The organism is Candidatus Hadarchaeales archaeon (assembly GCA_038736355.1).
In the GTDB taxonomy this organism is placed as follows: domain Archaea; phylum Hadarchaeota; class Hadarchaeia; order Hadarchaeales; family WYZ-LMO6; genus WYZ-LMO6.
The window spans coordinates 202,346-228,644 of record JAVYML010000001.1 but is presented as its reverse complement, the minus strand read 5'-3'; the positions used below and the strand labels follow the sequence as shown (position 1 = coordinate 228,644).

The following is a 26,299-nucleotide window of genomic DNA, read 5'->3' as shown; positions in this document are numbered from 1 at the left end:
CAGTCCATCATCCAGTCAGTGTTAAAAACTGTTTTTGAGGTCTTTCAATTTTCATCCTTACCTCTTTCTCCTGAGGAAAAAGAAAACAGTGGGGAGGACTATGATGACGATCACAGCTACCGGAATCCATGGCCTGGTCCCCGGTCGAGGCTGGGACACGGTACCCACACCTATCGCCTGGCTTCTGGCATGCACTGAATCTCCCTGGAAAATAACTCCGATTTCAACGGACCCGCTGACCGATGGTGCGAAAAACGTTACCTCCATCCTCCCGTGGTTGTCCGTGAGACCTATCATAGGTTCAATCGAACCGGAAGTCGTGCTCCAAACTATCTGCTTTCCTGGGAGCGGATTTCCAGCGTTATCCAAGAGGATTGCGGTTAGGGTTATCCTTCCGCCAACTCTGACGGTGAAACTTGACGGTGAAACCGTCAAGGTTGTTGGGGTGGAGGGAACGGGAGAGACCGTACATAAGGCATTTTCCTGACTCCCCCCGTAGCCGGCATCCCCCGCGAAGGTTGCCGTAATCGTCACATTCTCCATTTGCGTGACGACGGGAGCCGTGAAGGTTGCGGTTGCCCTCCCAAGATTGTCCGTCATGCTTGTCTGGGTTATTGTTCCAGCGGTTGTGCTCCACGATATCGTCTTTCCGGAAAGTGGGTTTCCCCCGTTGTCCCTCAGGATGGCCGTTATCTCCCTGGAACCTCCTGAGACCAGGGAGAAGGAGGATGGTTCGAGCGTTATGGATGTTGGTAGGGAAATCGTCGTGAAGGTGAAGTCCCCCGATATCTCGAGGTTGTTTTCGCTGTCGGTTGAAAGGACGCGGAAGTGATAGGTTCCGGGTGAAAGGTTGGAGAGGTCCACCCGATGGTTGGTCGTCACACCGTCCGTGGCCGTGTATCCGTATGCCGCTGTTGGGCCGTATTCGACAACACTTGTTGAGTTCTTATCGGTAGCCCAGGTTATCGTTGCGGATGTCTGCGTGATGTCTGTAACACAAACTGAATGTATATGGGGAATGCCTCTTGCTGTTGTATAGACGTTGGCCTCAAAAACCGAATTTTTTCCATCAAATTCGATATCCCGGATCAAGTTGTTCTCAATAACGTTGTGGGAAATAACCAACAGATTGCCATTCTCAACTCCAATTCCCAACTGGTTGTTCCTCACGATGTTGTTTGAGAGGATGTTGTTGTGGGAGGAGTGGAGATGGATGCCTTCCTCCATGTTGTTCCCCACGGTGTTATTTAAGAGGAAGTTGTTGGAGGAGGAGAAGAGATAGATGCCAACTAATGAGTTCTCGACGATCACATTCTCTACCCTGGTGTTGTGCGTGAACGCAAGCATAACAGTCTCGACCACGAGGTTCTCCACCTGTATGTTGTTGGAATTTACCACACCCAGCCAGCCTACCCGGTTATCCTGATTTATCACGAGGTTGTTCTCGGTCCCGGTTAAGTAGAGGACTGGCTTCCCGTTCACGGTGTTAGTATTGTCGATGTCGTGGATGAAGTGCGAGAGCTTATCACCGAATACCAGGAAGTTACAGCGATTGGACCTCATTACGTTGTTGTCCATTGTGATATTAGAGGAGCCTACGAGGTAGACACCCATAAAGTTGTTCTCCACCCTGTTGTTGGTGAGGGTATTGTTGTCGGAGGAGCGGAGGTAGATGCCCTCCGATCCGTTGTTTCCCACGGTGTTGTTGGTGAGGGTGTTGTTGTCAGAGGAGTCGAGATAGATACCTGTAGAGTTATTCTCCACCTTGTTGTTTGAGAGGGTGTTTCTGTAGGAGTAATAGAGATAAATGCCACGGGCGTTGTTCTCCACGGTATTGGTTGAGAAGGTGTTGTTGTCGGAGGAGTTGAGATAGATTCCCTTCGACCCGTTGTTTCCCACGGTGTTGTTGGTGAGGGTGTTGTTGTCGGAGTTGTATAGATAGATGCCCTCCGACCAGTTGTTTTTCATGGTGTTGTTGGTGAGGGTGTTGTTGTCGGAGGAGCGGAAGTAGATGCCCTCCTCGCTGTTCTCCACGGTGTTGTTGGTGAGGATGTTGTTGTCGGAGGAGTCGAGACGGATGCCATGTCCCCGGTTGTTTTTCACGGTGTTATTAGCGAGGGTGTTGTTGCCGGAATTGTCTAGATAGATGCCGTAGGTGTTGTTCTCCACGGTATTGGTTGAGAAGGTGTTGTTGTCGGAGGAGTGGAGGTGGATACCTATGAAGGTGTTCTCCACGGTATTGGTTGAGAAGGTGTTGTTGTCGGAGAAGTCGAGATAAATGCTCCCGCCATTCCTCACCGTGTTGTGGGAGAAGGTGTTGTTGTTGGAGGAGATGAGGTAGATGTTGCCATTTTCGTTGTACCTCACGATATTGTTCAAGAGTTCGTTTCTGGAGGAGTGGTAGAGATAGATGCCGTATCTGTTGTTCTCCACGGTGCTGCCGAGGAAGGTGTTGTTGTCGGAGGAGTGGAGGTAGATGCCGTATCTGCCGTTTCCCGCGGTGTTGGGGGAGAAGAAGGTGTTGTTGTTGGAGGAGAGGAGATAGATGTTGCCATTTTCGTTGTACCTCACGATATTGTTCCAGAGTTCGTTTCTGGAGGAGCAGTAGAGATAGATGCCGTATTTGTTGTTCTCCACGGTGTTGGTTGAGAGGCGGATGTTGTTGGAGTAAGAGAGAAAGATGCCTCTAGAGTTTTTCCGGCTCACCACGTTTTCGATCCTGCCGTTGACCACATTTTCCAGAAAAATCCCATGGTAAGTAGTCTTCCCGTTCTCAACCAGCACATTTCTGATCACGAAATACGCGGTGGTGTTTTTAATGTGGATCCCGTGGGCGTTGGAAGCATCGATTTCCCAGTTCTCGATGATGTAGGGATCGGTTTTGGTTCCAGAACCACTGCGAACGCCGTTTGCCGGTTTGAAATTTCCATCCCCCTCTATGTATATCGGAGCATGTGGGTCCGGAGATGCGGAAACCGTTCTCACAGAGGACAGAGTCAAGAACAGAGAAGAGAGGGAGAGAAGCGATATTAAAAGTAATGCAAAAAGGATGCTCAGCTTATCATTTTTAATTCTTGCTTGCACAAACAAAACTCTTTCAGGGGTATTTAAATTTAAAGGTCTGTCGAAAAATTAGTTTAGGGCTAGTTTGAGCAAGCCTCTAATTTTGTTCTTGGCAGCCCCCAACGGCCATCAGGAGAATGGAGCACTCCTGAGCGTGAGGAGCCTGGTATCTTATCCTTGGAAGGTATCTGGTTGCAAAGCCCCTCCGCAACCTTTTTCAGTCTATAAGTTCAGGTCTAAGCTTCCAACCATCCCCAAGCCCGCGCGGTCCTTGGCAAGCCTGGGAGAGAGATGATCGTAAGTGGAGTCCGCAAGAAGTGGTCTTCCGTCGCTTCGAGCAGCATCCGACCTGCGTGAGGTCTTGCCAACTTTCTCCCGTTACAGAGGCTTGATGAAAAGGGCTCTTCAAGAGAGCAGCCGACGAGCGCAGAGCTTGAAAACCTTCTTCCTCTCTACCCCAGGACCCTCCTCTTCCTGCCGTAGGAGTTCGTCGGGATCCCTTTGGAGTCCACCGAAGAAAACTCCGGTTGGAGAAGGGGCTCAATCCTTCTCGCCAGAAATCTTAGAAGGTTTCGGCTATCCTGAAGATTGCCCTTATATTCTCCGGTTTCGTCCATGTCGGGTTTTGTGGTACTGGGGTGCAAGAGGATCCCTTCCTTACCCCTGCTCTCTCGGCGCTTTTTCCTAGAAAAGCCCGTTTCCTTCAAAACGGTAGGATTAAAGAAGGATAGATAGAAGGATGAAGGTGAGGGGCTTTGGTCTCTTCTAAGTACCTTGGAGTTTCCCTCATAGGATGTGGGGAAATAGGGAGTGTCTTGGCTAGGGCAATCAAGGAAGGAAGGGCGGGAAGGGTGGAATTGAGATTCCTTTTCGACAGGGATGGGGAGAAAAGCAGGAAGTTGGCTTCAGAGCTGGGGTTCAGGGTGGCGGGAGACCTGCAGGAGATCCTTTCCGATCCCGGGACCAACGTGGTAGTGGAAGCAGCCTCCCAAGCCGCCGTGGCTGAATACGGAGAGCGCATCCTAGAAGCGGGAAAGGATTTAATGGTGATGAGCGTGGGTGCCCTTGCCGATGAGGGGTTGCTCAAAAGACTACTGGAAGCAGCGAGGAAGGGGGGAAGCAGGATCCATCTTCCTTCCGGATCCATCTTGGGGGTGGATGGGGTTAAGGCCGCACAGCTCGTGGGTATTAAGGAGGCACAGCTCATCACGAGGAAACCACCCGTTGCCCTCTCCTACAGTCCCTATCTGAGGGAAAGGGGAATGGATCTCTCGAGGGTGAGGGAACCAACGGTGGTCTTCGAGGGGACGGCGAGGGAGGCAGTCAAGGCCTTTCCGGAAAGCGTGAACATCGCCGCCACCCTGGCTTTGGCAGGAATAGGCTTCGACAAATTGAAGGTGAAGATCATAGCGGATCCCTCTTTGGACAAGAACGTGCACGAGTTGAGGGTGGTGGGGGAGGCAGGAGAAATGATAACGATAGCGAGGAACATCCCCTCCCCCGGCAACCCGAAGACGAGCTATCTCGCCGCCCTTTCCGCCATCATGAGGCTCAGGGACCTTGTAGAAATCCTCCTCGTGGGCACTTAGGTGATGGCAAGGCCATATTTTTTGGCTATTTCCAAGAAGCTTTCCGCCACGAACTTCACCTCTTCCCATTTGAGCCCGTACGTGTTGAGCTTGAAGTGCCTCGTGAGCCCCGGTTGGATTCCCACGATTCCCCTTTCCCTCAGCTCCTCGTAGAGGAAGAAACCCCTTCTGCGATGCTTCTGGGAAACTTTGTAGAAACCCTCAGATTCCATTTGTACCAGTGTGTGCCTCTTGGGTCTTTCTCCCAGTTGTCTTGTTCCCTCTATCCTTTCCAGCTCCCCCACGAGATACCTTGCCTTCTTCACCTCCTCCTCCCAGCCCCTCACCCTTTCCACCACATGGGGAAAAGAGGCCATGAGAGTAACGAGGGGTGCTCCCATTACCGTACATCCCAAAAGGGCCAGCTCCTTCTCCGGGAAGGACCTGCCGCTCCAGTCCCCCTTGATCTCGGATCTTCGAAGGACCCTCTCCGCTACTCCTTCCCCTAGGGCCAGGATACCCGTGGGTGCGCTGGCAGCCCAACTTTTGTGTCCACTACTCACCAGGACATCCGCCCCCAACTTCTCCCCATCCACGGGCATCACCCCTGCGGTGTAGGCGGCATTCAGGAGAAAGGGGATACCCTGTTCTTGGCAGAGCTTTCCCACCTCTTCCGCCGGTGCTAGGTTGCCATAGAAGGAATCCACATGGGTGAGGAGGACGAGGGCGGGGGGCTTTCCCGTTTCCCTTTTTATCCTCTCTATTGTCTCCCCGTAGGCTTCGGGGGAAATCCTGAACTCCGGAGGGCCCGAATGGGGAACCTCCCTCACCTTCAGATGGGCGAGTTCGGCGGCGAGGTAAGTGGAGTAGTGGGCAAGACTGTCCACCACCACCCAGTCCCCCGGTGAGGCCAGGGAGGAAAAGGCGATGAATTTTCCTTCCCTGCACCTCGTAACCACCCTTGCCACCTTCAAGTGGAGAAACTCCGCCAGGTCCTCGAGGAAGTCTGCAATGGGTGGTTTTTCGATTCGATCCAGCCTTGGGGTCTTGGGTGGGCACCAGTCGCAGACAGAGTATCCGTCACCGAACTCCATCAAGGCCCTTCTGGCTTCGGGGGTGAGGATGCCTCCCCTCTGAATGGGGTTCAGGTTGATGATTCCCTCCCTCCCGAACTCCCTTTCGAGCTTCCTGTATCGGGAGAGACGCTCCGGAGCAGGGGCTCCCATCCCCCTACTCGGGAGGGGGAAATATTTAACCAGAGGGAAAGAGTGTGGTGATGAAGAAAAAGATCCTTTTGAGGTACCCAGCGGAGATGGCGGAGGAGCCCGTCTTCGCCTCCGTTCTTCTGGAGACGGGGATTCTGGCCAACATCCTTTACTCCAGCATAGGGGCGAGGGGAGGGGAGATCCTCATAGGGGTGGATGCTCCTCCGGAGCAGGTGGAGAGGATGATGGCCCTCTTCAGGAAGAAGGGAGTGGAAGCGGTGGAGGTGAGGAAGGCGATCAGGGTGGATAGGGAAAAATGTTTTGACTGTGGGGCCTGCATTTCCCTCTGTCCTACGCAGGCCCTCAGGTTGGGAAAGGACTACTCCCTTCAGGTGGAAGAGGAGAAGTGTGTTTGCTGTGAGGTCTGCGTTCCTGCCTGTCCGGTGAGGGCTATCACGGTAAGGAGCTTCGAATGATTTCCCTCACTTGGTCCTATAAGGAAACTAGGCTTCTGGTGAAGGCCGATACCCACGAGGTGGCCAAGGCCGCCGTGCACGCCGCCTTCAGGGCGAGGAGGGACATAGAGAGGTTCATGATAACTCATCCCGAGTTCAGGTATTCCCTTGAGCCCCTTTCCTTCCCGGGTGAGAAGCTGCCAAGGGTGGTGGAGTTGATGGTGAGGGCGGGAGAAGCGGCGGGTGTTGGTCCTTTCGCCTCGGTGGCGGGGGCAATAGCCCAGCTGGCTTTGGAGGGGGCGAAGGAAGCGGGAGGGATCAACGTGGTGGTGGAAAACGGAGGGGATATAGCGCTCGACGGGAGGAGGAGGTTCCTGGTGGGGATTTTCGCAGGGGGGCATCCCCTCTCGGGCAGGATAGCCCTTGCCCTGGGTCCCGGGGAGCTTCCAGCTGGTGTTTGCACGAGTTCGGGGAAGGTGGGACCTTCCCTCAGTTTGGGATGGGCGGAAGCGGTAACGGTGGTTTCGGATGAAGCCTCCCTTTCGGATGCAGCAGCCACCTCCATTTGTAACGAGGTGAAGGGGGAAGCGGAGGAAGGAATAGGGAAGGGACTGGAGAAGGCGAAGGAAATAGAGGGGATAAGGGGCTGCCTGATCCTTTACGGTGGGAAGGTGGGGGCAATGGGAAGGCTTCCCCCCCTCCAACTGCTGGAGGGGAAGAGGCTGCCCTCTCCTTCCCCTTGGCCCTCCCCCATAGAGGAGTGGCTGGAGGAACAACGGTAAAATTAAATCCAGAGGGAAGAAAAGCGGGTGTTGAACGCCCTTCCAAAGGGTTCGGGTCTCAATCCGTACGTGAGGGAAAAGATCAGACAGATGCTGGCGGAGGACCTGAGCTTTGGGGATCTCACCACCGAAATCTTGGTTGACCCGAAGAAGGTGATCAGGGCAAGGATAGTATGTAAGGAGAAGGGGATCTTGGCAGGGGTTCAGGAGGCGAGGATAGCCTTCGAGGAAATGGGGGTGAGGACGCTGAAGTCGAAGGAAGATGGTGAGGAACTGGAACCGGGAGATGTGGTGATGGAAGTGGAGGGCCCGGCCCAAGGGGTGCTGAAGGCCGAGAGAATCGCCCTCAACCTCCTCATGCGCATGAGTGGGGTGGCCACTGCGGCCAGGAAAATGGTAGAGCTGGCAAGGCGGGTGGCACCAAAGGTGAGGGTAGCAGCCACCAGGAAAACCCTTCCCCTCCTCACTTATTTCGACAAGAGGGCAGTGGTGGTGGGTGGTGGGGACCCCCATAGGTGGAGACTGGACGATGGGGTGCTGGTGAAGAAGGACCACCTCCAGTTAGTGGATTCCATAACGGAGGCGGTAAGGAAGGTTAGGGAAGGGGCGAGCTTTACGAAAAAAGTAGAAGTGGAGGTCACGACGGCGGAGCAGGCCCTGGAAGCGGCCAAGGCGGGAGCGGACATCGTGATGTTGGACAACGTTTCCCCCTCCGAGGTGAAGAGGGCGGTGGAGGAGTTGAAGAAGGCCGGGTTGAGGGAAAGGGTTATCGTGGAGGTTTCGGGTGGAATTACCCCCGAAAACCTGCAGGAATATGCCAGAACGGGGGTGGATGTTCTTTCCTCCAGCTACATGACCTTTAGGGCGCTGGCCGTGGACATGAGTCTGGAGATAGAACGATAGGTTAAAAAGGAAAGGGTGAACATCCTAAAAGGGTGAAAATTTGGAGGGACTGTCAGCGAATGCCCAGAAGGTGTATGAGGCGCTCAAAAAACTCGGCGCCACTTCTCCCAACACCCTGAAGACTGCCGACGACGTGATGAGAGCGGCGAAGCTTCCGAAGGGGATGGTTAACAATTCCCTGATGGAGCTCGTGAACAAGGGATATGCCAAGAGGGTGGCGAGGGAGAAGGCCGCCGGGTATTACCTACTCAAGTGAAGGCTCCGGGAAAGGAGGCTTTTCTTCCTGCTGGGTTAGCGGTTCCTGTTTTTATTTTTTTAAAGATGGTACCATAATAAGGAAAGAGCCCGAAACCTCATGGGATGAAAAGGGTTGGAATCACCGAGTTGCCCCTACATTCCGGAGAGTGTCCAGCTTGGCTTTTCAAAAGGATGGTCAAACTCTCCAGGGCGGTGACGGAAGTCATCCTGATGGAGTACGGGAAGAGGGAGTTCTTGAGGAGGATGGCCGATCCTTTTTTCTTCCAATCCTTCGGTTGTGCGGTGGGATTCGACTACCACTCCTCCGGTCTGACTACCACCCTCACAGGGGCGCTGAAAGAGGCCCTGAAAACGGGGGAGCTTGGTATCCTGGTCTGTGGGGGGAAGGGCAAAGTTTCTCGCAAAACACCAGAGGAGATCGAAAGGGCTTCCGAACTCTTCTCTTTGAGTTCGGACCGAGTCCAAAGACTCAAGTACGCCAGTAAGATGGCGGCTAAAGTGGACAACGCCTGCGTGCAGGATGGCTATCAGCTCTACCATCACAGCTTCATCCTCACGGAGGACGGAGACTGGGCGGTGGTCCAGCAGGGGATGAGGGAGAGATGGGCCCGTAGGTACCACTGGGTCTCGGAGGTGGTGAAGAGCTTCGTGGAGGAACCCCACTCGGGAATAGCGGGGGAGAAGAGGGAGGAGGTGGTACTCGACATGACGGCGAGGGAGAGCGAGGGGGCAAGGAAAGGGAGTTTGGAGCTGGCAAAACAGGATCCCCAGGATCTCCTCGCCCTGAGCAGGGAAGCGGAACAGTCTTCCCTGGACGAATACCTCGGTCTTCCCCAAAGGGCGAGGCTCATCATGCCCCGAGAACATGGCATCTCGAGGCTTACGAGGGAGACCCTCTCCGTGCTGAGGAGGGTTAGGGAGGTGGATCCCAAGGATTACGAAGAACTGGTAGCCATCAGGGGAGTGGGACCTAAGACCGTCAGGGCCTTGGCCCTCCTTTCCACCCTCATTTATGGTAAACCACCCTCCTGGAAGGATCCCGTGAGGTATTCCTTTACCGTGGGTGGAAAGGATGGTGTGCCCTATCCCATCAACAGAAAGCATTACGATGAGGTGGTGGAGTTCCTGCAGCTCACCCTCCAAGAGGCCAAGGTGGACAGGGAGGAAAAGTTGAAGGCCCTCAGGAGATTGGCGGGTTTGGTGGGTTAGGGATTTATCTGGAAAGGTCCAAGGAAAAATAGGTCCCGCGGTAGCTCAGCCTGGTTAGAGCGGCCGGCTGTAGACCCAAGGCCGAGACCGGCAAGTCGGGAGTTCAAATCTCCCCCGCGGGACCAATCAAAGGTTTCGGAGCCAGATGGAAAGGTCCTTCTCCCAAAGCCATTTTCTAGTCTGGTCTTGGGAGGAGTAGCCGATCCGCTAGGGTAGGTCCTCCCTCCTCAAGAGGGCCAAGCATTCCACATGTTTGGTCTGGGCAAAGAGGTCTATGGGCTGGACCTTCTCGAGGATGAAGCCCTTCAATTTGGCCAGATCCCTCCCCAGGGTCGTGGGGTTACAGGAGACGTAAACGATTCTCCTGGGGGGAGAGAGGTTGATGGCTTCTATGACCCTCCCGGAGCATCCCTCCCTGGGAGGGTCCAAAAGGAGAACATCCACGTTTTCCAGCGGAAGTATCTCCTCCACTCTTCCCTTCACGAACTTCACATTGGGTAATCCTCCTAGGTTGTGCAGCGCATCCTTTTCGGCGGAGGATGAGACCTCTATTGCCAAGACCTCCGAGGCGAGGTCCGAAAGGAGGGCGGCGAAAACCCCGACCCCGGCATAAGCATCCACCACTTTTCCGGCGCTTCCCACCCATTCCCTCACCATCCTCACCATCTCCTCCGCACCTTCAGTGTTGGTCTGGAAAAAGGAAGAAGCCGAAATCCTGAACCTCCTTCCCAGCAGGATCTCGTGATAAAAGGACTGTCCGGTGGGCAGATCCTGTAAGAAGAGGTCGGGCTGGATGAGGTATTCTCCCGTCCTTATTCCTACCCTGATGGAAGCCATGGTGCTGAAGCACCTCCCCTGCACTTTGGAAAGCAACTCGTTTATGAGAGGGGACATGAGGAGACAGCGGTCCACCCTTACGAACTCGTGGGTGAACTTGTTCACGAAGCCCACTTCCCCCCTTCTAGCCGTTAGTCTGGCATGGTTTCTGTAGCCCAGTTCACCCCTGCTTATGGGTGGTTCCACCCTTTCCCCCAGGACTTTTTCGATCCTTCTCCTCTTGAGCTCGAGTTGTTTGGGATACTTGAGGTGCTGGAACTGGCATCCCCCACAACGGGGAAAAAGGGGACAGGGAGGTTCTCTCCTATCGGGGGAGGGGGAGAGGATTTCCTTTGCCACGGCTATGGGGGTCTTCCCCCTCGTGAGGAACTCCGCCTCCACCTCCTCTCCTGGGAGGGCGTTGAGCACCCTTATCTCCCTTCCCTCCCATTCCGCCAGTCCTTCCCCTTCTTCCCCCATTTTCGTTATTTTGAGTCTCACCAACATCGATGGTTTGAGCTGGGTAATTAAAGGAGGGTCAACTAAGGTAAAGGAATGGAAGTGGTCGTGAAGTGTGGGATTTGTGGTGAGGTGCTTTTCAGGGGTTCCCAGCTTTCCTGGATCCAAGAGTTGCCTGAGGAAGTGAAAAGGCAACTCTCGGAAGCACTGGGGCTACTCAGGGAGGTGAGCTGGCAGGATCCCTCCTTCGCCAAGGATCTGGTTCTCTTCTCCATCGCCCTAAGACATCTCAGCTCCAACCATCCGGAAAAGCTGAGGGAACTCGTGAAGGTGGAGATGGAGCCTTAGCAAAGCTAAAATAACTCTCCCCCCATTTCCTTTTGGTTGGCGGCCATAGCGGCGGGGAAACACCCGGTCTCGTTCGATCCCGGAAGTTAAGCCCGCCAGCGATCTGGACTGTACTGTCCTGCGGAAGCGGACGGGAACTCCAGGACGCCGCCAACCACCTTTGGCCAAAGGCCAATCCCGGGCGGGAAAATTTCTTTAATCGCGTGGAGGAAGGAAGTTTGGCGCCCTGGTGGTGTAGCCCGGTCTAATCGGGGGCGAGGAGTTCCCGAGACCAAACATACAGGCCTGTCGAGCCTGTGCCCCGGGTTCAAATCCCGGCCAGGGCGCCACTGCTTATACTCCATCCTCCAAGTAAGGGGATGGAGTCCCTTCCCACCGTAAGAAGGGCCCTCCTTTGGGAAAAGCTTGAAGGGAACAGGGTAAGGTGCGGGCTTTGCGAGAGGAGGTGCGAGATAGGGGAGGGAAAGGAGGGCTTTTGCGGGACGAGGAAGAACATGGATGGAGAACTCAGGACGCTCGTCTACGGTGATATTTCTTCCCTTTCGGCCAATCCCATAGAGAAGAAACCCTTCTACCACTTCTGGCCGGGGTCCGTGGCCCTCACGGTGGGAACTTGGGGATGCAACTTCACCTGCGGATGGTGTCAGAACTGGACCCTTTCCAAGAGTAAACCCAAGCCTGAAAGGGCCAACTACCTGAGTCCGGAGGAGTTCGTAGAACTCACCCTGAGGGAGGGATGCGAGGGAACCTCCCTCTCCTTCAACGAACCTACCCTCCTCTTCGAATGGGCCCTGGAGGTCTTTCCGCTGGCGAGGAAAAGGGGACTGTACAACACCTTTGTGAGCAACGGATACATGACCGAAGAGGCCCTGAGGGCCTTGGCGGATGCGGGACTGGACGCCATCAACATAGACGTAAAGGGGGATGGAGAGGTCGTGAGAAAGTACTGCGGAGCGGATGTGGAAAAGGTCTGGAGGAATGTGGGCTTGGCCAGGAGGTTGGGCCTACACGTGGAGGTCGTGAACCTCATCATTCCGGGACTGAACGATGGGGAGGACCAGTTGCTTTCCTTAATCCGTCGCCACCTGAAGGAGGCAGGACCGGAGACACCCCTGCATTTCACCGCCTACTATCCCTCCTTCAGGTTCACCGTTCCACCCACACCCGTCTCCACCCTGGAAAGGGCACGGGAGCTGGCGGTGAGGGAGGGGGTGGATTTTGTATATGTGGGAAACGTTCCCGGACACAGGTACGAAAATACCTACTGTCCTTCCTGCGGGGAGCTCCTCCTCAGGCGTTTCGGTCTTTCCCTGAAGGAATGCAGGCTGAAGGGAAGGAGGTGTCCGCGCTGCGGGAGGGAGATCCCCCTGGTGGGGAAGCTTCCAACCTTTTTGGGAAGGAAGTGAGAGAAAAATTGGGGAGAACTTGGCCAGGAGGATGGAAGTCCTGGTAACGGCCGAGACGCGCTCCTCGAAGGGGAGGGCAGGGCTCATGCTCCCCCCTTCCTGCGAGTGCCTCTTCCTCGATCTCCCGATGGACCACACGGAGTACGTGGGCAGGATGATCGGGGGGGAGGATCCTGAAAAGGTGGTGGAGGAAATGGAGAGGAGAGGAAAAGTGATGATACCCGAGGATCTCCAGGAACTGAGGGCCCTTGAGGGGTTGCTGGGGGTCTTGAGGGGAAGGAAGATCAAGGTCTTCGGTTACAGGGACCTCTCCTCCTACAGGCTTTCAAGGGAAACGGCCTTGGCCCTCCTGCGTCTGACCATCAGAGCGAAACTGGGGAGGATAGCGACGACCGAATGGAAGGAGGTGCTCAGGAGGGAAATACAAAACAGGCTTCAGGTGGCTGAACTCGAGGCCGATTTCATAGCCTCGAAGGCTGGAGAAGAGAACGCCTGCCTGGATGCTACCCCCGAACTCGTCCGCCTCCTTTCGGAATGGGGGTTCGAAACCGAGGTGAGAACGGTGGATCCCCCCTGCAGGCCCCTGGATCTCCTCCTGGGGAGGATGAGGGAGGAGATGTTTGGGGGAAGAAAGCTGGAGGAGGAAGAAGTGAGGGAACTGGTGAGGGAGCATCTGAGGTTCGTCGACCTCGTGCTCGAAAAGGGATACGAGAGGGCCTACGAGCTATGGAAAAGGCTGAAGGGGGTATAGAGGCCATTACCTTCGACGTGGGAGGAACGCTGGCGGAAGGAAAACCCGATCACGGACTTTATGCCAAGAGGGTTCTTTCCCATCTCTCCTCCCTTGGTTTCGCGGTAAGGGAGGAGGAATGGAAAAGGGCCACCTCCCAGGCCCTCCTCCAGTTGAGGCTCAGGAGGGAGAAGGGCCTGGAGATGTCCTTTCAAGAGTTTTCCTCCCTCCAGCTCTTCGCGGTGGGGGTGAAACCGGAGGAGGAGTTGCTGGAAAGGATGCTTTCCCTCTACCTCTCTTCCTTCCCCCGTCGGCTGAAGAGGGGAGCGAAGAGGGTGGTGGAGGAGCTGGCAAACTCCTACAGGTTGGGAGCCATTTCCAACTCCATGAGTCCCGCTCCGAAGGAGTTCTTGGTGGAAAGGGGCCTGGGAAAATACTTCAGGACCATCCTGGTTTCGGGTGAGGTAGGTTATCGCAAGCCCCATCCGGAGATCTTCCTCAGGGCCCTCAGGGAACTAGAAGTTCCTCCGGAAAGGGCCGTGCATGTGGGGGATCGTCCAGAAATAGATGGAAAGGGGGCCAAGGGAGTGGGAATGCGCTTCGTCCTCCTGAGCCCACACACCCCCAAACAGGCGGAAGCGGACGCGGTGGTTCCCTCCATCCGTGAGGTTCCTGGGGCTTTGAAGATGCTCCAGGAGGAGCTCGATTCCTTGGGAAGGGAGTGTTTCATATGTTCTTCCCCCTTCATTTCCCTCTACGAGTTCGAGGACGGACCCATCCTCCTCTGTCCGGATTGCAGGAGGGGCTTCACCCCTCCTCGCGGCAGACCCAGAAAGCACGGAAAGTACAGGGCGGTCTATAGGAAAAGCTGGCGTCGGGTCTTTTAGCGGTAGTGCTCGTATCCCCTGTCGGGAAGTTTTTCCTTTCCCAAGAAGACCCCCCTCCCCCTTTCCACCCTTCCGAGTAGATGGGCCTGGCACCCCATCCCTTCGAGCATCCTCCTCACGGATCTCCAGCGCACGGGGGGAAGGGTGAAGAGGAGCTCGAAATCCTCTCCACCATAGAGGGCGAAATCCAGGGGGGAAAGGCCTTCTTCCTCACAGAATTCCTTCAGGAGGGGAGAGAGGGGGAGGGAGTCCACCACCAGCCTCACCCTGCTCTCTTCCTCCAGCCTCCAGAGGGCTTGGGCCAGACCATCCGAGAGATCGATGGCCGAGGTCGCCCCTCCTTCTGCCAGCACCCTCCCCTCCTTTACCCTTGCCCTGGGTTGGAGGAAGCTTCTCACGAGTTCGGTATATCCCCTTTTCCGCTTTCGTAGGATCTCCAGGCCGGCAGCCGCCTTTCCCACCTCCCCCGTTAGGGCGAGGAGGTCACCGGGTGAAGCCCCCTTCCTCAGCAGGGCCCTTTTCACGGCGCCTATTCCCGTCCCACTCACCACCACCTCTTCGCACCCACTGAAATCCCCCCCCACTACGGGTACCCCGTAAAGGGAAGAGGCCTCTTTTATTCCCCTCAGCACCCTCTCCGCCTCCCTCCTTTCCAACTCGGAGGGGAAACCGAGGGAGAAGAGGAGGGCGATGGGTCTAGCCCCCATGCCAGCCAAATCGCTGAGATTGGAAATCACCGCCTTCCAGCCCAGATAGAAGAGGTCGATCCCCTTGGGGAGGTCACTGCTGGAAGTGAGCATGTCGGAACAGACCACCAGTTTCTCCTTCATGGGTTTGAGGACGGCTCCATCGTCCCCTATCCCCACCTCCACCCAGGGGGCTTGGGGAAAGAGCCTCCTCACCTCTTTGAGGAGTTCCCTTTCCCCCACTTCGCTCAGCTTCATCCTTCACCTCAAGAGGGGCAGTTTTCCCGTGACCCTGTCCACCAACTCGGAGGGTGCCGGTCCGACGGCCAGCACTGTGACCGTTCCAGGAGGAAGTTCGGTAAGTCCGGCATCCTCCACCAGTCCCGCGGGCAATCCGAGCTCCTTTGCCTCCCTGAAGAGTTCCCTCAACTCGTTTTCCCCAGGAACCGAAACCACCACCTTTTTCTGTCCTTCCTCCATCCATCCCCTGAACCATTCCTCCTTCTTTTTCCTACATTCCTCCGCTCCAAGCACGGCCCCATGTGCTACTTGGGCGGCAAGCTTTCCCCTACTCATGGACAGATCTTCCCTTACGACCATTACTTGCTTGTACCTGAAGGATTTCATCCCCAACTACTTCCGGGGGCATGGGATAAAAGGAGGTAGATCCACGGATAATGTTGAAAGCCTCTCCATACAGATGGGTCATCCTAACGCTGGCATGGCTTTTGATCTTCTTCGTAAACTACAGCTGGTACATCCTTCCTCCCTTGGAGGAAGAGCTTTCCTCTTCCTTAGGCCTTTCCACGGATCACCTTTACCTCCTCCTCACCGCCCCTACGCTGGCAGCAGCCTTGAGCAGCATACCGGGAGGGGCAGTGGGGGATAAGCTCGGGGTGAGGAGAACGGTTCTCGCGGGCATCCTGCTGGGCTCGGTGGTGGCAACGGCTAGGGCCCTTTCCCAGAGTTTCCTCCTCCTCTGGTTCCTAACTTTTCTGGTAGGTGCTTCGATGGGTTTGGTGGTACCCAACCTTCCCAAGATGGTGGGGGAATGGTTCCCCGAAGGGGAAACGGGATCGGCCTCAGGAATATACGTGAGTTCGATGGGGCTAGGAATCTCCGCGGGACTCTTCACGGGTGCCCTCTTTCCCTCTTGGAGATGGGCCTTCTTCTGTACGGGAATGGGAATGTTCTTCTCCTCCCTTTTCTGGTTTTTCTTCGCGAGAGAACCACCCACGGGTGGGCATAGGGGTGTACCTTTAAAGGAAAGCCTATCCCACGCCATGAGGAGTCGCAACGTCTGGTTGCTCGCTTTTTCCCAGTTCCTTTTCCTCGGAGCCTTCGTTTCCTACACGGGTGGTTTGACCCACGCCGTTCAGGAAGTTTTTGGGGTAGGGGCCGGGGAGGCAGGAGCCCTTTCCGCCCTTGCCGTGGTGGGAATGGTGGTGGGAAACCTGATATGGCCTCCCCTGGCGGACCGAACGGGAAAGTTCAGGGCCTTCCTCATTCTCTGTTCCCTCCTCTCCGGCCCCCTCCTCTTCTTGGCTTGGCTTGAGGCCTATGGTTTTTCCACTTGGTTGCTGGTGTTCGTGGGAGGTGTGATGGCGGGAGGTGTTCCTCCCCTCCTGTTGGCCTATCCTCCCCTCCTGCCGGAGATAGGACCCAAATACAGTGGTGGTGCTTCGGGTGTGATCCTCACCTCGGGCAACCTCGGAGGCCTCGTGATCACCGTGGCCCTTTTCAGTCCCCTTTCCAAGCGAGGTTACGATCCAGCCTTCCTCTTCTTGGGAGCCATTTTCTGCGCGATTTCCCTTTTCTCCGCTGCTCTTTCGAAGGTGGGGAGGGCTAGAGCTTGAGACCCACCTCCCACCCTTCGCGAATGGCATCCAAGGCCTTTCTGGGTTGGAGGCAGTCCCCCACTAGGTAAAGTTCCTCCACTTTGTCCCTCAGTTCCTCGACCAAACCCGAGTTGGGTCTGGACCCCACGGCCAGCACCACCGAGTCCGCTGGGAAAACCTCTTCCACCTCCCCTCTCGTGGCCACCACCCCTTCGGGGCGGATTTCCTTCACTTTGGTGGAAGTGAAGATCCTCACGCCTCCCTTCTTCAGGTTCTCCCTCAGGATCCAACGGGTGGTGATACCAACATCACCAGCCACTTTCTCCAGCATTTCCAGAAGAGTCACTTCCCTTCCCCTGGAAGAGAGGTAATGGGCAGTATAGCATCCCACCCCTCCTCCTCCCACTACCACCACCCTCTTTCCCACTTCCCTCCCCTTCAAAACCTCCCAAGCCTGTACTACGTGGGGAAGGTCAACGCCGGGGAAAGAAGGAACGATGGGCAGAGCACCGGTGGCCAATACCACGGCATCCGGTTCTATTTCCTCCACCATGTCGGCATCCACCTTCGTTCTCAGCCTTATTTCCACTCCAGCCTTCTTGGCATGGAGGGCCAGTTCCCTTACCACCGTTCCCAGTTCCTCCCTTCCTGGTGTGATGGAAGCCAAGTTGAGCTGTCCTCCCAGCTCCCCATCTTCCTCGCAGAGGATGACTTGATGGCCTCTGAGGGCGGCCATTTCCGCCACCTTCAGTCCTCCCGGTCCTCCCCCCACGACCAGCACCCTTTTCTTCTTGACCGCCGGTTCCACCTTCACTTCGGCCTCCCTTCCCACACCAGGGTTGACCATGCACGTTAGGGGCCTTCCCTCGAAGAGCCTGTCGAAACAACCCTGACAGCAGGCCACGCAGGTGACGATGTCCTCCACCCTTCCCTCTTGTGCCTTCCTGGGGAACTCGGGATCGGCTACCAGTGCCCTTCCCATGGAGATCAAATCCGCCTTTCCCTCCCTCAGGATCCTTTCGGCTAGGAAGGGCTCGTTGATGCGGTTACTGGCCGCCACCCTCACCTCCGTTCCCTTCAGGGCTTCTTTGATACCCTCCGCCAGGTACACGTATCCTCCCCTCGGGACCTCCATGGTGATCATGGGAACCCTCGATTCATGCCATCCCGCGGTAACGTTGATGGCGGAAATGCCCACTTCCGCCAGCTTCCTGGCCACTATTTTCATCTCGGAAAGCGTATTCCCTCCCGGGATGAGTTCGTCCCCGGAGAGGCGGCACATCAGCGGGAAGTCCTTTCCCACCACTTCCTTGGTCAGCTCCACGATTTCGAGGAGGAACCTCATCCTGTTTTCCAAGGATCCACCGTATTCGTCGGTGCGTCTGTTGGTGACGGGGGAGAGGAACTGGCTTATCAAATAGCCTGCTGAACCTATGAATTCCACCGCATCGAAGCCAGCTTCCTTCGCCCTCCCCGCCGCCTGTGCGAACTCCTCCTCTATCCTCTTGATTTCCGGAACGGTGAGGGCCCTGGGCTTCACCCTACTGAAGATGGGGGGAGGGACGTCGGAGGCAGAGACGGGTTCCCTCCCCGTGATCTCCACGAACTCATACCTTCCTGGATGCCAAAGCTGGAGGGCGGTCTTGGCCCCGTGGGCGTGGATGGTCTCCGCCAGTTCCCTCAGACCGGGGATGTAGGAGTCGTCGGAGGCAGAGATCACGTATTCCGTTCCCTTTTCCACGGCGGCTATTCCCACCACGATGAGACCTGCTCCTCCCTTTGCCCTGGCCTCGAAATAGTGCTTGAGCTGGTCCGTGACCTCCCCAAAGGCATAGCCGGTGGTGAGGGCGGGCATCACGATGCGATTCCTCACCACCATCCTACCTATGGAAATAGGGGAAAAGAGAACGGGAAAGGGATTCATCCTCTTCCCTCAGGCCATCGGAAGGTCTAGGAGGTCGAGCTCCGCCAGCTTTTCCTTGGTGGGTATGCCGTTCCTGTCCCATCCACGGTATTGATAATAGGCATCGAGCATGGGCTCCAGATGTACCACCTGTCCAGCGGCCGGTCCGGAGGGGTGGGGTTCTTCCAGTAGCCGCTTGGGTAGGGAATCGTGGGAACGGTTCAAACCTTCCCTCACGTTGAACATCCTCTCCAAGTTGTAGATCCTTTCCCCACATCTCCTCAGTTCCCTTTCATCGAAATCCTTCCATCCCGTAGCAGCCACCACGGCTTCCACCACCTTGTCGGCGGTTATCATCCAGCCCAGAAACTTGCACATCCCAAGTGCCTCCACGAAGGCATAGGCATCCTCAGTTTCCTTCACCACCCTTCCCAAAATGGGGTCTTCCGAGAGGGGATCGAAGAAGGGTTCTCTTATGTCTTCGGGAAGCAGGGGCTGTGGGGCTCCTATGAAGGCTTGAAGCTGGACGTAGGCATTGATGTGGCATCCTCCCCTGTTGGAGGTGGCATAGGCGAGCCCCACGATTTTGGCCGCCCTTGGATCATAGGCCGCGAACTCCAGTCCCTTCGAGTGCATGGCGAACCTCTCCGATCCCTTCCCCAGTTTCTCCGACATCCTCTTCGTTCCTTCGGCTAGAAGGTTCCCTATTCCTTCCCTGCGGGCTATCAGGTGTACCAGTTTTACCATGGTATCGGCATCACCGAACCTCAGCTCCAAACCGCCAGTATCCTCCTTCGTCAGGATGCCCTTCTCAAAACATTCCATGGCGAAGGCGATCGTGCTTCCCGTGCTTATCGTGTCCATCCCATAATCGTTGCACAGGTGGTGGGCATAGGTGATGGCTTCCATGCTATCCACCCCGCACATGGATCCCAAGGCCCCAACCGATTCGTACTCCGGTCCCTCCGTCTTGCAGGCGTAGGGTCCACTTTTCACCTCCGAGAGTCTGGCGCAATGGATGGGGCAGACATAACATCCTTTGGTTCCCACCAAGACCTTGTCGGAAAGGGCAGGTCCGTTGATCTTTTCCCCAGCGGGGAAGACTCCTTCCTGCCAGTTCCTCGTGGGCATTCCACCCATGGCGTTTACCAAATCGAAGCCCGAGTTGGTTCCAAAGGTTTCCAGACTGGTCTTCAACATGTTTTGACCGGCCAACTCTATGACTTCCTTGGTCAGCTCCTTCAACCTGTCTGGGTCTGCCACTTCCACTTTTTTCGTTCCCCTCACGGCAACGGCCTTGAGCTTTTTGGAGCCCATCACTGTCCCCATGCCGCATCTCCCCGCGGCCCTGTTGTAATCGTTGAGGATGGAAGCATACCTGACCAAGTTCTCCCCCGCAGGCCCTATGGCTGCCACGTTGACCCTCTCACCCAGCTCCTCCTTCAACATTCTGGTGGTTTCATGCACACCCTTGCCCCAAAGATGCTTGGCATCCCTCAGTTCAGCCCTCCCGTCCTCCACGAACAGGTAGACGGGGTTAGGAGAAATCCCCTCAAAGATGATGCCATCGAAACCCGTGCGCTTGAAGTCCACTCCCCAAAAACCGGCGGAGTTGGCATGACCGTAAAAACCCGTCTGAGGAGATTTGGAAACCACATCGTATCTTCCAGCGGTAGGAAAGCCTGTTCCCGTGAGAAGACCTGTCATGAAAATGAGTTTGTTCTCGGGTCCCAGGGGATCTGCTCCCTTTCTGACTTCGAAGAGATAGCGGGCCCCCAGACCCCTGCAACCCAAAAACTTTCTCACTTCAGTTTCTTTGACCTCTTCTTCCACTATCTTTCCGTGGGAGAGATCCACCCTCAGGAGCTTCCCCATATATCCGGGCAACGTAGTTTCTTTGCGGTGGGATAAAAAAAAGTTTACTCTATTCCTTCCCTAGTGAGGAAATATCCGCCTAGGGCGCTGGCCCCCCAGCTCAGGACGAGTAGGTTGATCACCATCCGAAAGGTTGACCAGCTTTGGAAAAGAGCCCATCCCAGGATTAGGGTGGCTGAGCCCCCCATGGCTCCAGAAAGGAAAAGGATGCCGCCCATGGAGGGGATGAAGTTTTCTAGACTCACGCCGGGCAGTTCCTGCAACAGGAGAATCCAGAGGGGGAGAAGGATGGAGAGTTGGAGGAGGGCCAGCGTTATGCTTTCTAGGATGAGGATCATCCAGCCATCTGAAAAGGGTAGGTTGAAGGTTAGGAGACCGAAAAGGGGTGAGAGTAAGCCCGAGATCAGACACATGGATCTTCTCCTCTTCTTTTCGGAGGCGAGGGAGAGGAAGAGGGGAGAGGCGAGGACCACCAGAAGGGAGTGGGCTGCCGCTGCCAAATAGAAGGGAAGGGAAAAGATCATCTCCTTACTCAAAAGGGCCAGTTCCCAGCTCCCTGGAAGTTTCACGAAGATGAAGGAGAAGACTCCCAGGTAGGCCAGAAGGGTGTAGAGCATAAGGGAAGAATAGAAAAGGGAAGGATTCTTGAGGGTTTGAAAGGTTTCGGTTGTTGTATGGCCCCCATCTGGGAGGGGAGGGAGGAAGGGTCCGAGGAGGAGCCAGAGGAGAAAACATCCCCCTGCGAGCAATCCCAAAAAGAGGGGGAGTTTCTCCCAGCCTCCAAGCAGATGGGTGATAAGGGAACCAAAGAAGGATGAGAAGAGTGTGCCGAGGAGCAGGGAGAGGATGCCCATGAGTACCATGAGGTTGAGTCTTTCCATGAACCACTCTAGGCTCAGCACCAGGAGGAGGAGGACGAGTCCCATAGAGCAGGTTCCGAGAAGGATTCTGGAGGCTCCTAGGAGCCAGAAATTCTTTAGAGGGCAGGAGAGACCAGCTAGGGCGGTGCCAGCCATGAGCAAGGCCACCATCCTTCCAAAACCTTCTTTCGTGACGAGTCTTTTCCACCAGAGCATCAGGGAGAGACCGAGCAGGGAAAGACCCAAAAGGGGGGCGATGGCTAGAAAGCCCATTCCCAGTGGATTGGTTCCTAGGTCTTCCATCATGAGGAAAAAGGAGGAGGCAAGCGAACCTATGATTCCCCCTCCGGCAAAGATGGCAGCATACATCAGCGAGGCTCCCAATCTACCTTTTTCCACAACGATAAAATGAGGAGGCGCCAATTAATCCTATCGGAGAGAGTGGGGGAGGACCTCAGATCGGTGGTGGAAGGGGCCCTAACTCTATCAGAGGAAGAACTGAAGTCTAGTCTTTCCTTTTTGATGGATACCATTCAGAGCGTAGGGGTGAGGGAATTCCTGAGGGCCGTTCCCGATCTCCTCTCCAAGATGGTGGAGAAGATGGAAACGCTGGATTTGGCGAGCTTTGTGAGGGAAGTACCTCAAGCCTCCTCCAGATTTCTGGATGTGCTTTGGGAAGGATTGGGGGTTTTGGCTGAGGAGGATCCCGAGATCAGGAAAAAGCTAGAGGAAATGAAAACTCTCATTGTGAACTTCAAAGCAACGGATTCTCCCATGGTTGGTCACTTCAAGGTGAGTGAGGGAAAACTGTCTGGGGGTGGAAGGGGAGCGATGATGGCAGATCTCACCGTCTTTGCCTCTACCGCGGATTTGATGGGGCTCCTGACGGGAAAGGTGGATCCCATCTGGGGTGCTTTAATGGGTAGATACAAGGTGGAAGGTAAGGTAGCAGACGCGATGAGGCTTGCGCCCCTCATGAAACTCCTTCCCAAACTTTTGGTTAAAGAGAAAGTTTGAAGGGAAAGGTTTTATAGAGGATGGACTGAAAGAAAAGTGTAAACCAAAAAAAGAGGTGGACGAATGGTACCTTTTCCGACACCTGAATGGCTCGAGGAATATGTCAAGAAACTGAATGAGAGCAAAGAACTGGAAGAAGCAGGCAAGGGATGGGGCGTGGGATGGAACGGAGATTTCATCTTCCAGATAGACAAGGTGCCAGTGGAGAAAATAGAGCAACTGCCCGAAGGGGATCTGAAGAAGTACATGAAGGAAATGATGGAGAAGTATGTCTCTGGTACCACGGTATATACTTGGATAGGTCTGAAGGATGGGAAGTGTACGGGTGCGAAGGTCATTAAGAATCCCAACGAAGTGCAAGCCGGTTTCAAGCTAATAGGAGACTATGAATCTTGGAAGAAGCTGGCGAAGGGAGAAGCAGACGCCACCAAGCTGGTGCTCACTGGCAAGATGAAACTCCAGGGAGACATGAGCAAGGTGATGAGGTACATCAAGGCGACGCAGCTCATGGGAAAGATCGCTTCACAGATTCCGACGGAATTCTTGGACGAGATGGTCTAAACATAGTTTTTCCCTTTTTTCTTTTTTCCCTTGAAGTTCCAGAGGGGAGTCCCGAAGGGTATTTATGGAGGTGTAGGAAGCCTAAAAGGGGGATGAGAATGACAAAGTTGGCTTTTGGAACCCAAGCTTGGAACGAGGAATATGTCAAAAGACTTAACAGCGATCCGGTAATGGCCGAGGCTGGCAAGGGATGGGGCGTGGGATGGAACGGAGATTTCATCTTCCAGATAGACGAGGTCCCCGTGGAAAAGTTGCAGAAGGCGGAAACGATGTCTGATGCGGAAATCAAGCAGCTCGCGGAAAAGGCAGGAATTACCTTTGAGGAGGCCAAGAAAATCCAGGAGGAATTCAAGGCCGTCATGAAGGAATACCTGAAAGGGAAGACCATCTATGTGTACGTCGGGCTCAAGGATGGGAAGTGCACGGGTATGCGCCTGCTGAAGGATCCCAACGAGGTGCAGGTGGGCTTCAAACTGATAGGTTCTTACGATTCTTGGAAGAAGCTGGCGAAGGCCGAGAGCGATGCCACCAAGCTGGTGCTCACTGGCAAGATGAAACTCCAGGGAGACATGAGCAAGGTGATGAGGTACATCAAGGCGACGCAACAGATGGGAAAGATCGCTTCACAAGTGCCAACGATCTTCGTGGACGAATACGTTTGAACTTTTTTCTTTCTTTTTTTACTTAAGGAGCCCAGCCTTCTTCATCTTCTCTATTTCTTCTTCCCTGAGCTTCCGTTTGAAAACCTTCTCTGTAACGGTAAGGGGAAGTTCCTTCCTGAATTCTATGAATTTGGGGACGGCGTAGGGCGGAAGCCTCTCCCTACAATGTCTGAGAATATCCTCCTTCAGCTCCTCGCTGGGTTCGTATCCTTCCTTTAGTTCGATGAAGGCCTTCACCCTTTCGCTTCCGGGGCGCTCGGGATCGGGTATGCCCACAGCAGCTGCCTTGGCCACAGCCGGATGTTCGTAGAGAACATCGTCCACCACCCTTCCATAGACCTTCAAACCCGAGACGTTGATCATGTCTTTCGTGCGGTCGACGATGTAGAAGTAGCCATCTTCGTCCATCTTCGCCACATCCCCCGTATACAGCCATCCATCCCTTAAACCACTGCCCGGGGTGGGCCAGTAACCCTTCATTATCTGTGGTCCTTTGATGATCATTTCCCCTGGCTCCCCCACGGGCATTTCCTTCGTCCCCGTTTCTATGTCCACTATTTTAACATCCGTATCGGGCACGGGTATGCCTATGGATCCCAGCTTTACCGGTAACCCAAGATCGATCCCCGCACCCTTGAGGATGGCCACGAAGTTGGAATGGGTGACGGGACTGGCTTCCGAAAGCCCATAACCCTCGCTGACCAATACACCCGCTTTCTCCTCAAATTGTTTGGAAACCTCTGGGGGAAGGGCAGCAGCACCGCTATAGGGTACACATCCCTTCAGTTCGGAAAGGTCCACATTCTTTTCTTGGAGCAACCTCATGAATTGGGTAGGAACCCCGGGCATCAAAAGGGGACGGTATTTTACCAGTAGCTCGTAAATCATCTTCGTATCTCTGGCATCGGGAACGAGCAGGAGGCATCCCGCCCAATAAAGGGCCACGTTCATGGCGCAAGTGAAACCATAAATGTGGAAGAAGGGCAGACATCCCATCACCGAAAAGTTTCCTTTGTTCGGTTCCAGCATACCTGCCGCCGTAGGACCGAAGGTTTGGACGATGTTGGTGGTGAGGTTGTAGTGGGTGAGCATCACCCCCTTGGGAATGCCGGTGGAACCCCCGGTGAAGAAGAGGAGGGCAACATCTTCTACCGGATCTATTTCCAGCTTGGGCGGGTCCGCTTCCGTTTCCGAGAGGAGTTGGCGCAGTTGGATGGCTCCTTCCACCTTCGGAGGCACGGGATCTTCCGAGGGAGAGAAATCCTTCACGGAGGTAACAATGATTTGTTCCAGCTTGGTGCGGTGTTTCATGGCCTTTATTTCCTCCACTCTGGACTCGTCGGTAATGACCACCCTAGCGCCAGAAGTGCTGATCTCGTACTCCAACTCCGGGGTGGGGAGGAGGGGGCTCATGAGGGCTACAATGGCCCCGGCCTTTAAGGAACCGTAGACTCCTATGATGAACTGGGGAGAGTTGAAGAGCTGTACTCCCACCACATCCCCCTTCTTTATCCCCATCTTCTTGCTAAGGGCCGTGGCCAGCCGATCCGTGTAGGACTTCAACTGGGCATAGGTATACTCCCTATCGAAGTACACCATGGCTTTGCTTTCGGGATACTCCGCAGCCGCCCGATCGATGAGTTCGAAAAGTGGTATCTTGGGATAGTCGAATTTATAGGGAAGACCTATTTGCTCATAAATTTTAATCCATGGACGGTCACTGTAGGTAACCATCGTTTGTATATAGACTTCCCCTATAAAAAACTTCTAATCGGGCGAGAGAAAGGATAAATGTGAAGGGAGTCTCCCCCCTCATCGCGGAGATCATCCTCATCGCCATAGTCTTTTCCATCGCAACGGCGGTCATCGTGGTTCTGGGTGGGGTGAGCTTTTCAGTGAGGACTCTAGATGCCAAGCTGGGTGTGGATGGATTTGAATGGAGAAGCCAAAGACTGGTCATCCACCACTTAGGGGGAGACATCATAAGGAACGCCTTCCTCATAAGGGACGGGGCCTTCTACTGGGGGGATTTGGTGGTGAAGAAGAGCGGAAGGGAAGTGGAAGCCCTTTATCCACGCCTCAATGGCAAAAGGGCTGAGTATCTCATTTACGAGGACATGGACTCCCCACCTTTGGGGGTCCTCAAGCGCAGTGCCCTCTATCTTCCGGAGAACCGATGGGTTAGGCTCACCCTTTCCGCCAGAGAGAACGGACAACTGGAGTACACTTTGTCCCCACCCCCCTCCAGTTTCGTGGTGGAATTTCAATTCTGGGCAGGGGGAGGTCGGGGAGAGGGTTCGACATGGTTTTACGCCTATTGTGGTGTTACTCCCGAGAACGAGAATTGGCCCCCAGCCGGGGGGTACGTGTTCGCTTACAACGAAAACAGCGATAAGCTGGAGGTTTGGTATGGAGGGGAAAGACTGGCGGCGGACAACATGCACTCCATCAATGATAACCGGTGGCACGAAGCCAGGATCGTTTTCGATGGAATGGTCATAGAGATGTACCTGGACAACCGCTTGGATAACAGGATTAGGTACATTGATTACAAGGCGGCCAACAGGAAGGGAAAGAGTCTCTTCGGCTGGGGGGCTAGGGCGGGTGGGGATAACACCGAGCACAGGATCAGAAATCTCAGGATGTGGGTACGGGGAGAGACGTGGATCGACTTCTCCCCTGGGGATGTGCTGGAGTTCGAGATGAAAGATCCCTTGGTGATAGGGGATGCCATGACCATTACCTACCTCCCCCAGAACAAGCTGCTTTACATGAACGACATCTCCTGACCTACCATAAAGTTTAAAA

The 26,299-nt window shown here is 55.0% G+C and carries 24 protein-coding genes, 2 tRNA genes and 1 rRNA gene; 18 read left to right on the top strand and 9 right to left on the bottom strand.

The annotated features are described in order from the left end of the window. Window positions 1-57 precede the first annotated feature (57 nt). Window positions 58-2,985, bottom strand: coding sequence for a NosD domain-containing protein (locus QXG22_01005; GenBank protein ID MEM0358578.1), 2,928 nt, complete (start codon window positions 2,983-2,985; stop codon window positions 58-60). A gap of 833 nt (window positions 2,986-3,818) precedes the next feature. Between QXG22_01005 and QXG22_01000 the strand changes: the two genes are divergently transcribed. Continuing rightward, window positions 3,819-4,652, top strand: a complete 834-nt coding sequence (locus QXG22_01000) for an aspartate dehydrogenase (protein ID MEM0358577.1) — start codon at window positions 3,819-3,821, stop codon at window positions 4,650-4,652. On the opposite strand, the gene pscS is transcribed toward QXG22_01000, so the two are convergent. Then, window positions 4,649-5,857 (bottom strand): O-phospho-L-seryl-tRNA:Cys-tRNA synthase, encoded by a 1,209-nt coding sequence (gene pscS / locus QXG22_00995; protein ID MEM0358576.1) that lies wholly within the window; start codon window positions 5,855-5,857, stop codon window positions 4,649-4,651. The genes QXG22_01000 and pscS overlap by 4 nt on opposite strands. 50 nt (window positions 5,858-5,907) lie before the next feature. Between pscS and QXG22_00990 the strand changes: the two genes are divergently transcribed. From QXG22_00990 to QXG22_00965, 6 genes are all read left to right on the top strand, one after another. After that, window positions 5,908-6,312, top strand: a complete 405-nt coding sequence (locus QXG22_00990) for a 4Fe-4S binding protein (GenBank protein MEM0358575.1) — start codon at window positions 5,908-5,910, stop codon at window positions 6,310-6,312. Further along, a complete protein-coding gene (locus QXG22_00985; protein MEM0358574.1) occupies window positions 6,309-7,073 on the top strand; it encodes a UPF0280 family protein in 765 nt (254 codons plus the stop codon). Before QXG22_00990 ends, QXG22_00985 begins: the two co-directional genes overlap by 4 nt. 30 nt (window positions 7,074-7,103) lie before the next feature. Next, window positions 7,104-7,976: a carboxylating nicotinate-nucleotide diphosphorylase gene (nadC, locus tag QXG22_00980; protein MEM0358573.1), complete on the top strand. Its 873-nt coding sequence runs from the start codon at window positions 7,104-7,106 to the stop codon at window positions 7,974-7,976. Between the two features lie 40 nt (window positions 7,977-8,016). Then, window positions 8,017-8,232 carry a helix-turn-helix domain-containing protein gene (locus QXG22_00975; GenBank protein MEM0358572.1) on the top strand — a complete coding sequence of 72 codons (216 nt, stop codon included), beginning with the start codon at window positions 8,017-8,019 and terminating at the stop codon, window positions 8,230-8,232. A 104-nt stretch (window positions 8,233-8,336) separates the two neighbouring features. Continuing rightward, complete coding sequence (locus QXG22_00970) at window positions 8,337-9,443, top strand: DUF763 domain-containing protein (GenBank protein ID MEM0358571.1); 1,107 nt, start codon at window positions 8,337-8,339, stop codon at window positions 9,441-9,443. A 34-nt stretch (window positions 9,444-9,477) separates the two neighbouring features. Then, window positions 9,478-9,568, top strand: a tRNA-Tyr gene (locus tag QXG22_00965). An 82-nt stretch (window positions 9,569-9,650) separates the two neighbouring features. Here the strand turns inward: QXG22_00965 and QXG22_00960 are convergent. Continuing rightward, the gene (locus QXG22_00960; GenBank protein ID MEM0358570.1) at window positions 9,651-10,760 is read right to left on the bottom strand and encodes a class I SAM-dependent RNA methyltransferase; all 1,110 of its coding nucleotides are present in this window, start codon (window positions 10,758-10,760) and stop codon (window positions 9,651-9,653) included. Window positions 10,761-10,814: 54 nt separating this feature from the next. Here QXG22_00960 and QXG22_00955 point away from each other — a divergent pair, with 54 nt between their 5' ends. From QXG22_00955 to QXG22_00930, 6 genes are all read left to right on the top strand, one after another. Beyond that, the gene (locus tag QXG22_00955) at window positions 10,815-11,066 is read left to right on the top strand and encodes a hypothetical protein (GenBank protein MEM0358569.1); all 252 of its coding nucleotides are present in this window, start codon (window positions 10,815-10,817) and stop codon (window positions 11,064-11,066) included. A gap of 35 nt (window positions 11,067-11,101) precedes the next feature. Then, window positions 11,102-11,222 (top strand): 5S ribosomal RNA (gene rrf / locus QXG22_00950). Between the two features lie 67 nt (window positions 11,223-11,289). Then, window positions 11,290-11,395 (top strand) — tRNA-Asp (locus QXG22_00945). A 30-nt stretch (window positions 11,396-11,425) separates the two neighbouring features. Then, a complete protein-coding gene (gene amrS, locus QXG22_00940) occupies window positions 11,426-12,472 on the top strand; it encodes an AmmeMemoRadiSam system radical SAM enzyme (GenBank protein MEM0358568.1) in 1,047 nt (348 codons plus the stop codon). A 31-nt stretch (window positions 12,473-12,503) separates the two neighbouring features. Next, on the top strand, window positions 12,504-13,223 hold the full coding sequence (locus QXG22_00935) for a hypothetical protein (protein MEM0358567.1): 720 nt from the start codon (window positions 12,504-12,506) through the stop codon (window positions 13,221-13,223). Then, entirely contained in the window at window positions 13,199-14,089 is an 891-nt protein-coding gene (locus QXG22_00930; protein MEM0358566.1) for an HAD family hydrolase, read from the top strand. The genes QXG22_00935 and QXG22_00930 overlap by 25 nt, the downstream gene beginning before the upstream one ends. On the opposite strand, the gene thiL is transcribed toward QXG22_00930, so the two are convergent. Together thiL and pth2 are read right to left on the bottom strand one after the other, a co-directional pair. Further along, window positions 14,086-15,033, bottom strand: a complete 948-nt coding sequence (gene thiL / locus QXG22_00925) for a thiamine-phosphate kinase (protein MEM0358565.1) — start codon at window positions 15,031-15,033, stop codon at window positions 14,086-14,088. The two genes, QXG22_00930 and thiL, sit on opposite strands and share 4 nt — an antisense overlap. A gap of 3 nt (window positions 15,034-15,036) precedes the next feature. Further along, window positions 15,037-15,402: a peptidyl-tRNA hydrolase Pth2 gene (pth2, locus tag QXG22_00920; GenBank protein MEM0358564.1), complete on the bottom strand. Its 366-nt coding sequence runs from the start codon at window positions 15,400-15,402 to the stop codon at window positions 15,037-15,039. A 53-nt stretch (window positions 15,403-15,455) separates the two neighbouring features. On the opposite strand from pth2, the gene QXG22_00915 reads away from it, so the two are divergent. Further along, window positions 15,456-16,631, top strand: coding sequence for an MFS transporter (locus QXG22_00915; protein ID MEM0358563.1), 1,176 nt, complete (start codon window positions 15,456-15,458; stop codon window positions 16,629-16,631). On the opposite strand, the gene QXG22_00910 is transcribed toward QXG22_00915, so the two are convergent. From QXG22_00910 to QXG22_00900, 3 genes are read right to left on the bottom strand one after another with little or no spacing between them, the layout of a single operon-like run. Further along, window positions 16,621-18,537 carry an FAD-dependent oxidoreductase gene (locus tag QXG22_00910; GenBank protein MEM0358562.1) on the bottom strand — a complete coding sequence of 639 codons (1,917 nt, stop codon included), beginning with the start codon at window positions 18,535-18,537 and terminating at the stop codon, window positions 16,621-16,623. The genes QXG22_00915 and QXG22_00910 overlap by 11 nt on opposite strands. Window positions 18,538-18,546: 9 nt before the next feature. Further along, window positions 18,547-20,403 (bottom strand): aldehyde ferredoxin oxidoreductase family protein, encoded by a 1,857-nt coding sequence (locus tag QXG22_00905; protein ID MEM0358561.1) that lies wholly within the window; start codon window positions 20,401-20,403, stop codon window positions 18,547-18,549. Window positions 20,404-20,435: 32 nt separating this feature from the next. Next, window positions 20,436-21,650 (bottom strand): hypothetical protein, encoded by a 1,215-nt coding sequence (locus QXG22_00900; protein ID MEM0358560.1) that lies wholly within the window; start codon window positions 21,648-21,650, stop codon window positions 20,436-20,438. Window positions 21,651-21,659: 9 nt separating this feature from the next. Between QXG22_00900 and QXG22_00895 the strand changes: the two genes are divergently transcribed. From QXG22_00895 to QXG22_00885, 3 genes are all read left to right on the top strand, one after another. Next, window positions 21,660-22,268, top strand: a complete 609-nt coding sequence (locus QXG22_00895) for an SCP2 sterol-binding domain-containing protein (protein MEM0358559.1) — start codon at window positions 21,660-21,662, stop codon at window positions 22,266-22,268. Between the two features lie 63 nt (window positions 22,269-22,331). Continuing rightward, window positions 22,332-22,829: an SCP2 sterol-binding domain-containing protein gene (locus tag QXG22_00890; protein MEM0358558.1), complete on the top strand. Its 498-nt coding sequence runs from the start codon at window positions 22,332-22,334 to the stop codon at window positions 22,827-22,829. Window positions 22,830-22,921: 92 nt separating this feature from the next. Then, on the top strand, window positions 22,922-23,491 hold the full coding sequence (locus QXG22_00885) for an SCP2 sterol-binding domain-containing protein (GenBank protein ID MEM0358557.1): 570 nt from the start codon (window positions 22,922-22,924) through the stop codon (window positions 23,489-23,491). Between the two features lie 18 nt (window positions 23,492-23,509). Here the strand turns inward: QXG22_00885 and QXG22_00880 are convergent, their stop codons facing one another. Beyond that, window positions 23,510-25,225 carry an AMP-binding protein gene (locus QXG22_00880; protein ID MEM0358556.1) on the bottom strand — a complete coding sequence of 572 codons (1,716 nt, stop codon included), beginning with the start codon at window positions 25,223-25,225 and terminating at the stop codon, window positions 23,510-23,512. Window positions 25,226-25,284: 59 nt separating this feature from the next. On the opposite strand from QXG22_00880, the gene QXG22_00875 reads away from it, so the two are divergent. After that, on the top strand, window positions 25,285-26,280 hold the full coding sequence (locus QXG22_00875; GenBank protein ID MEM0358555.1) for a hypothetical protein: 996 nt from the start codon (window positions 25,285-25,287) through the stop codon (window positions 26,278-26,280). Window positions 26,281-26,299: the final 19 nt, after the last annotated feature.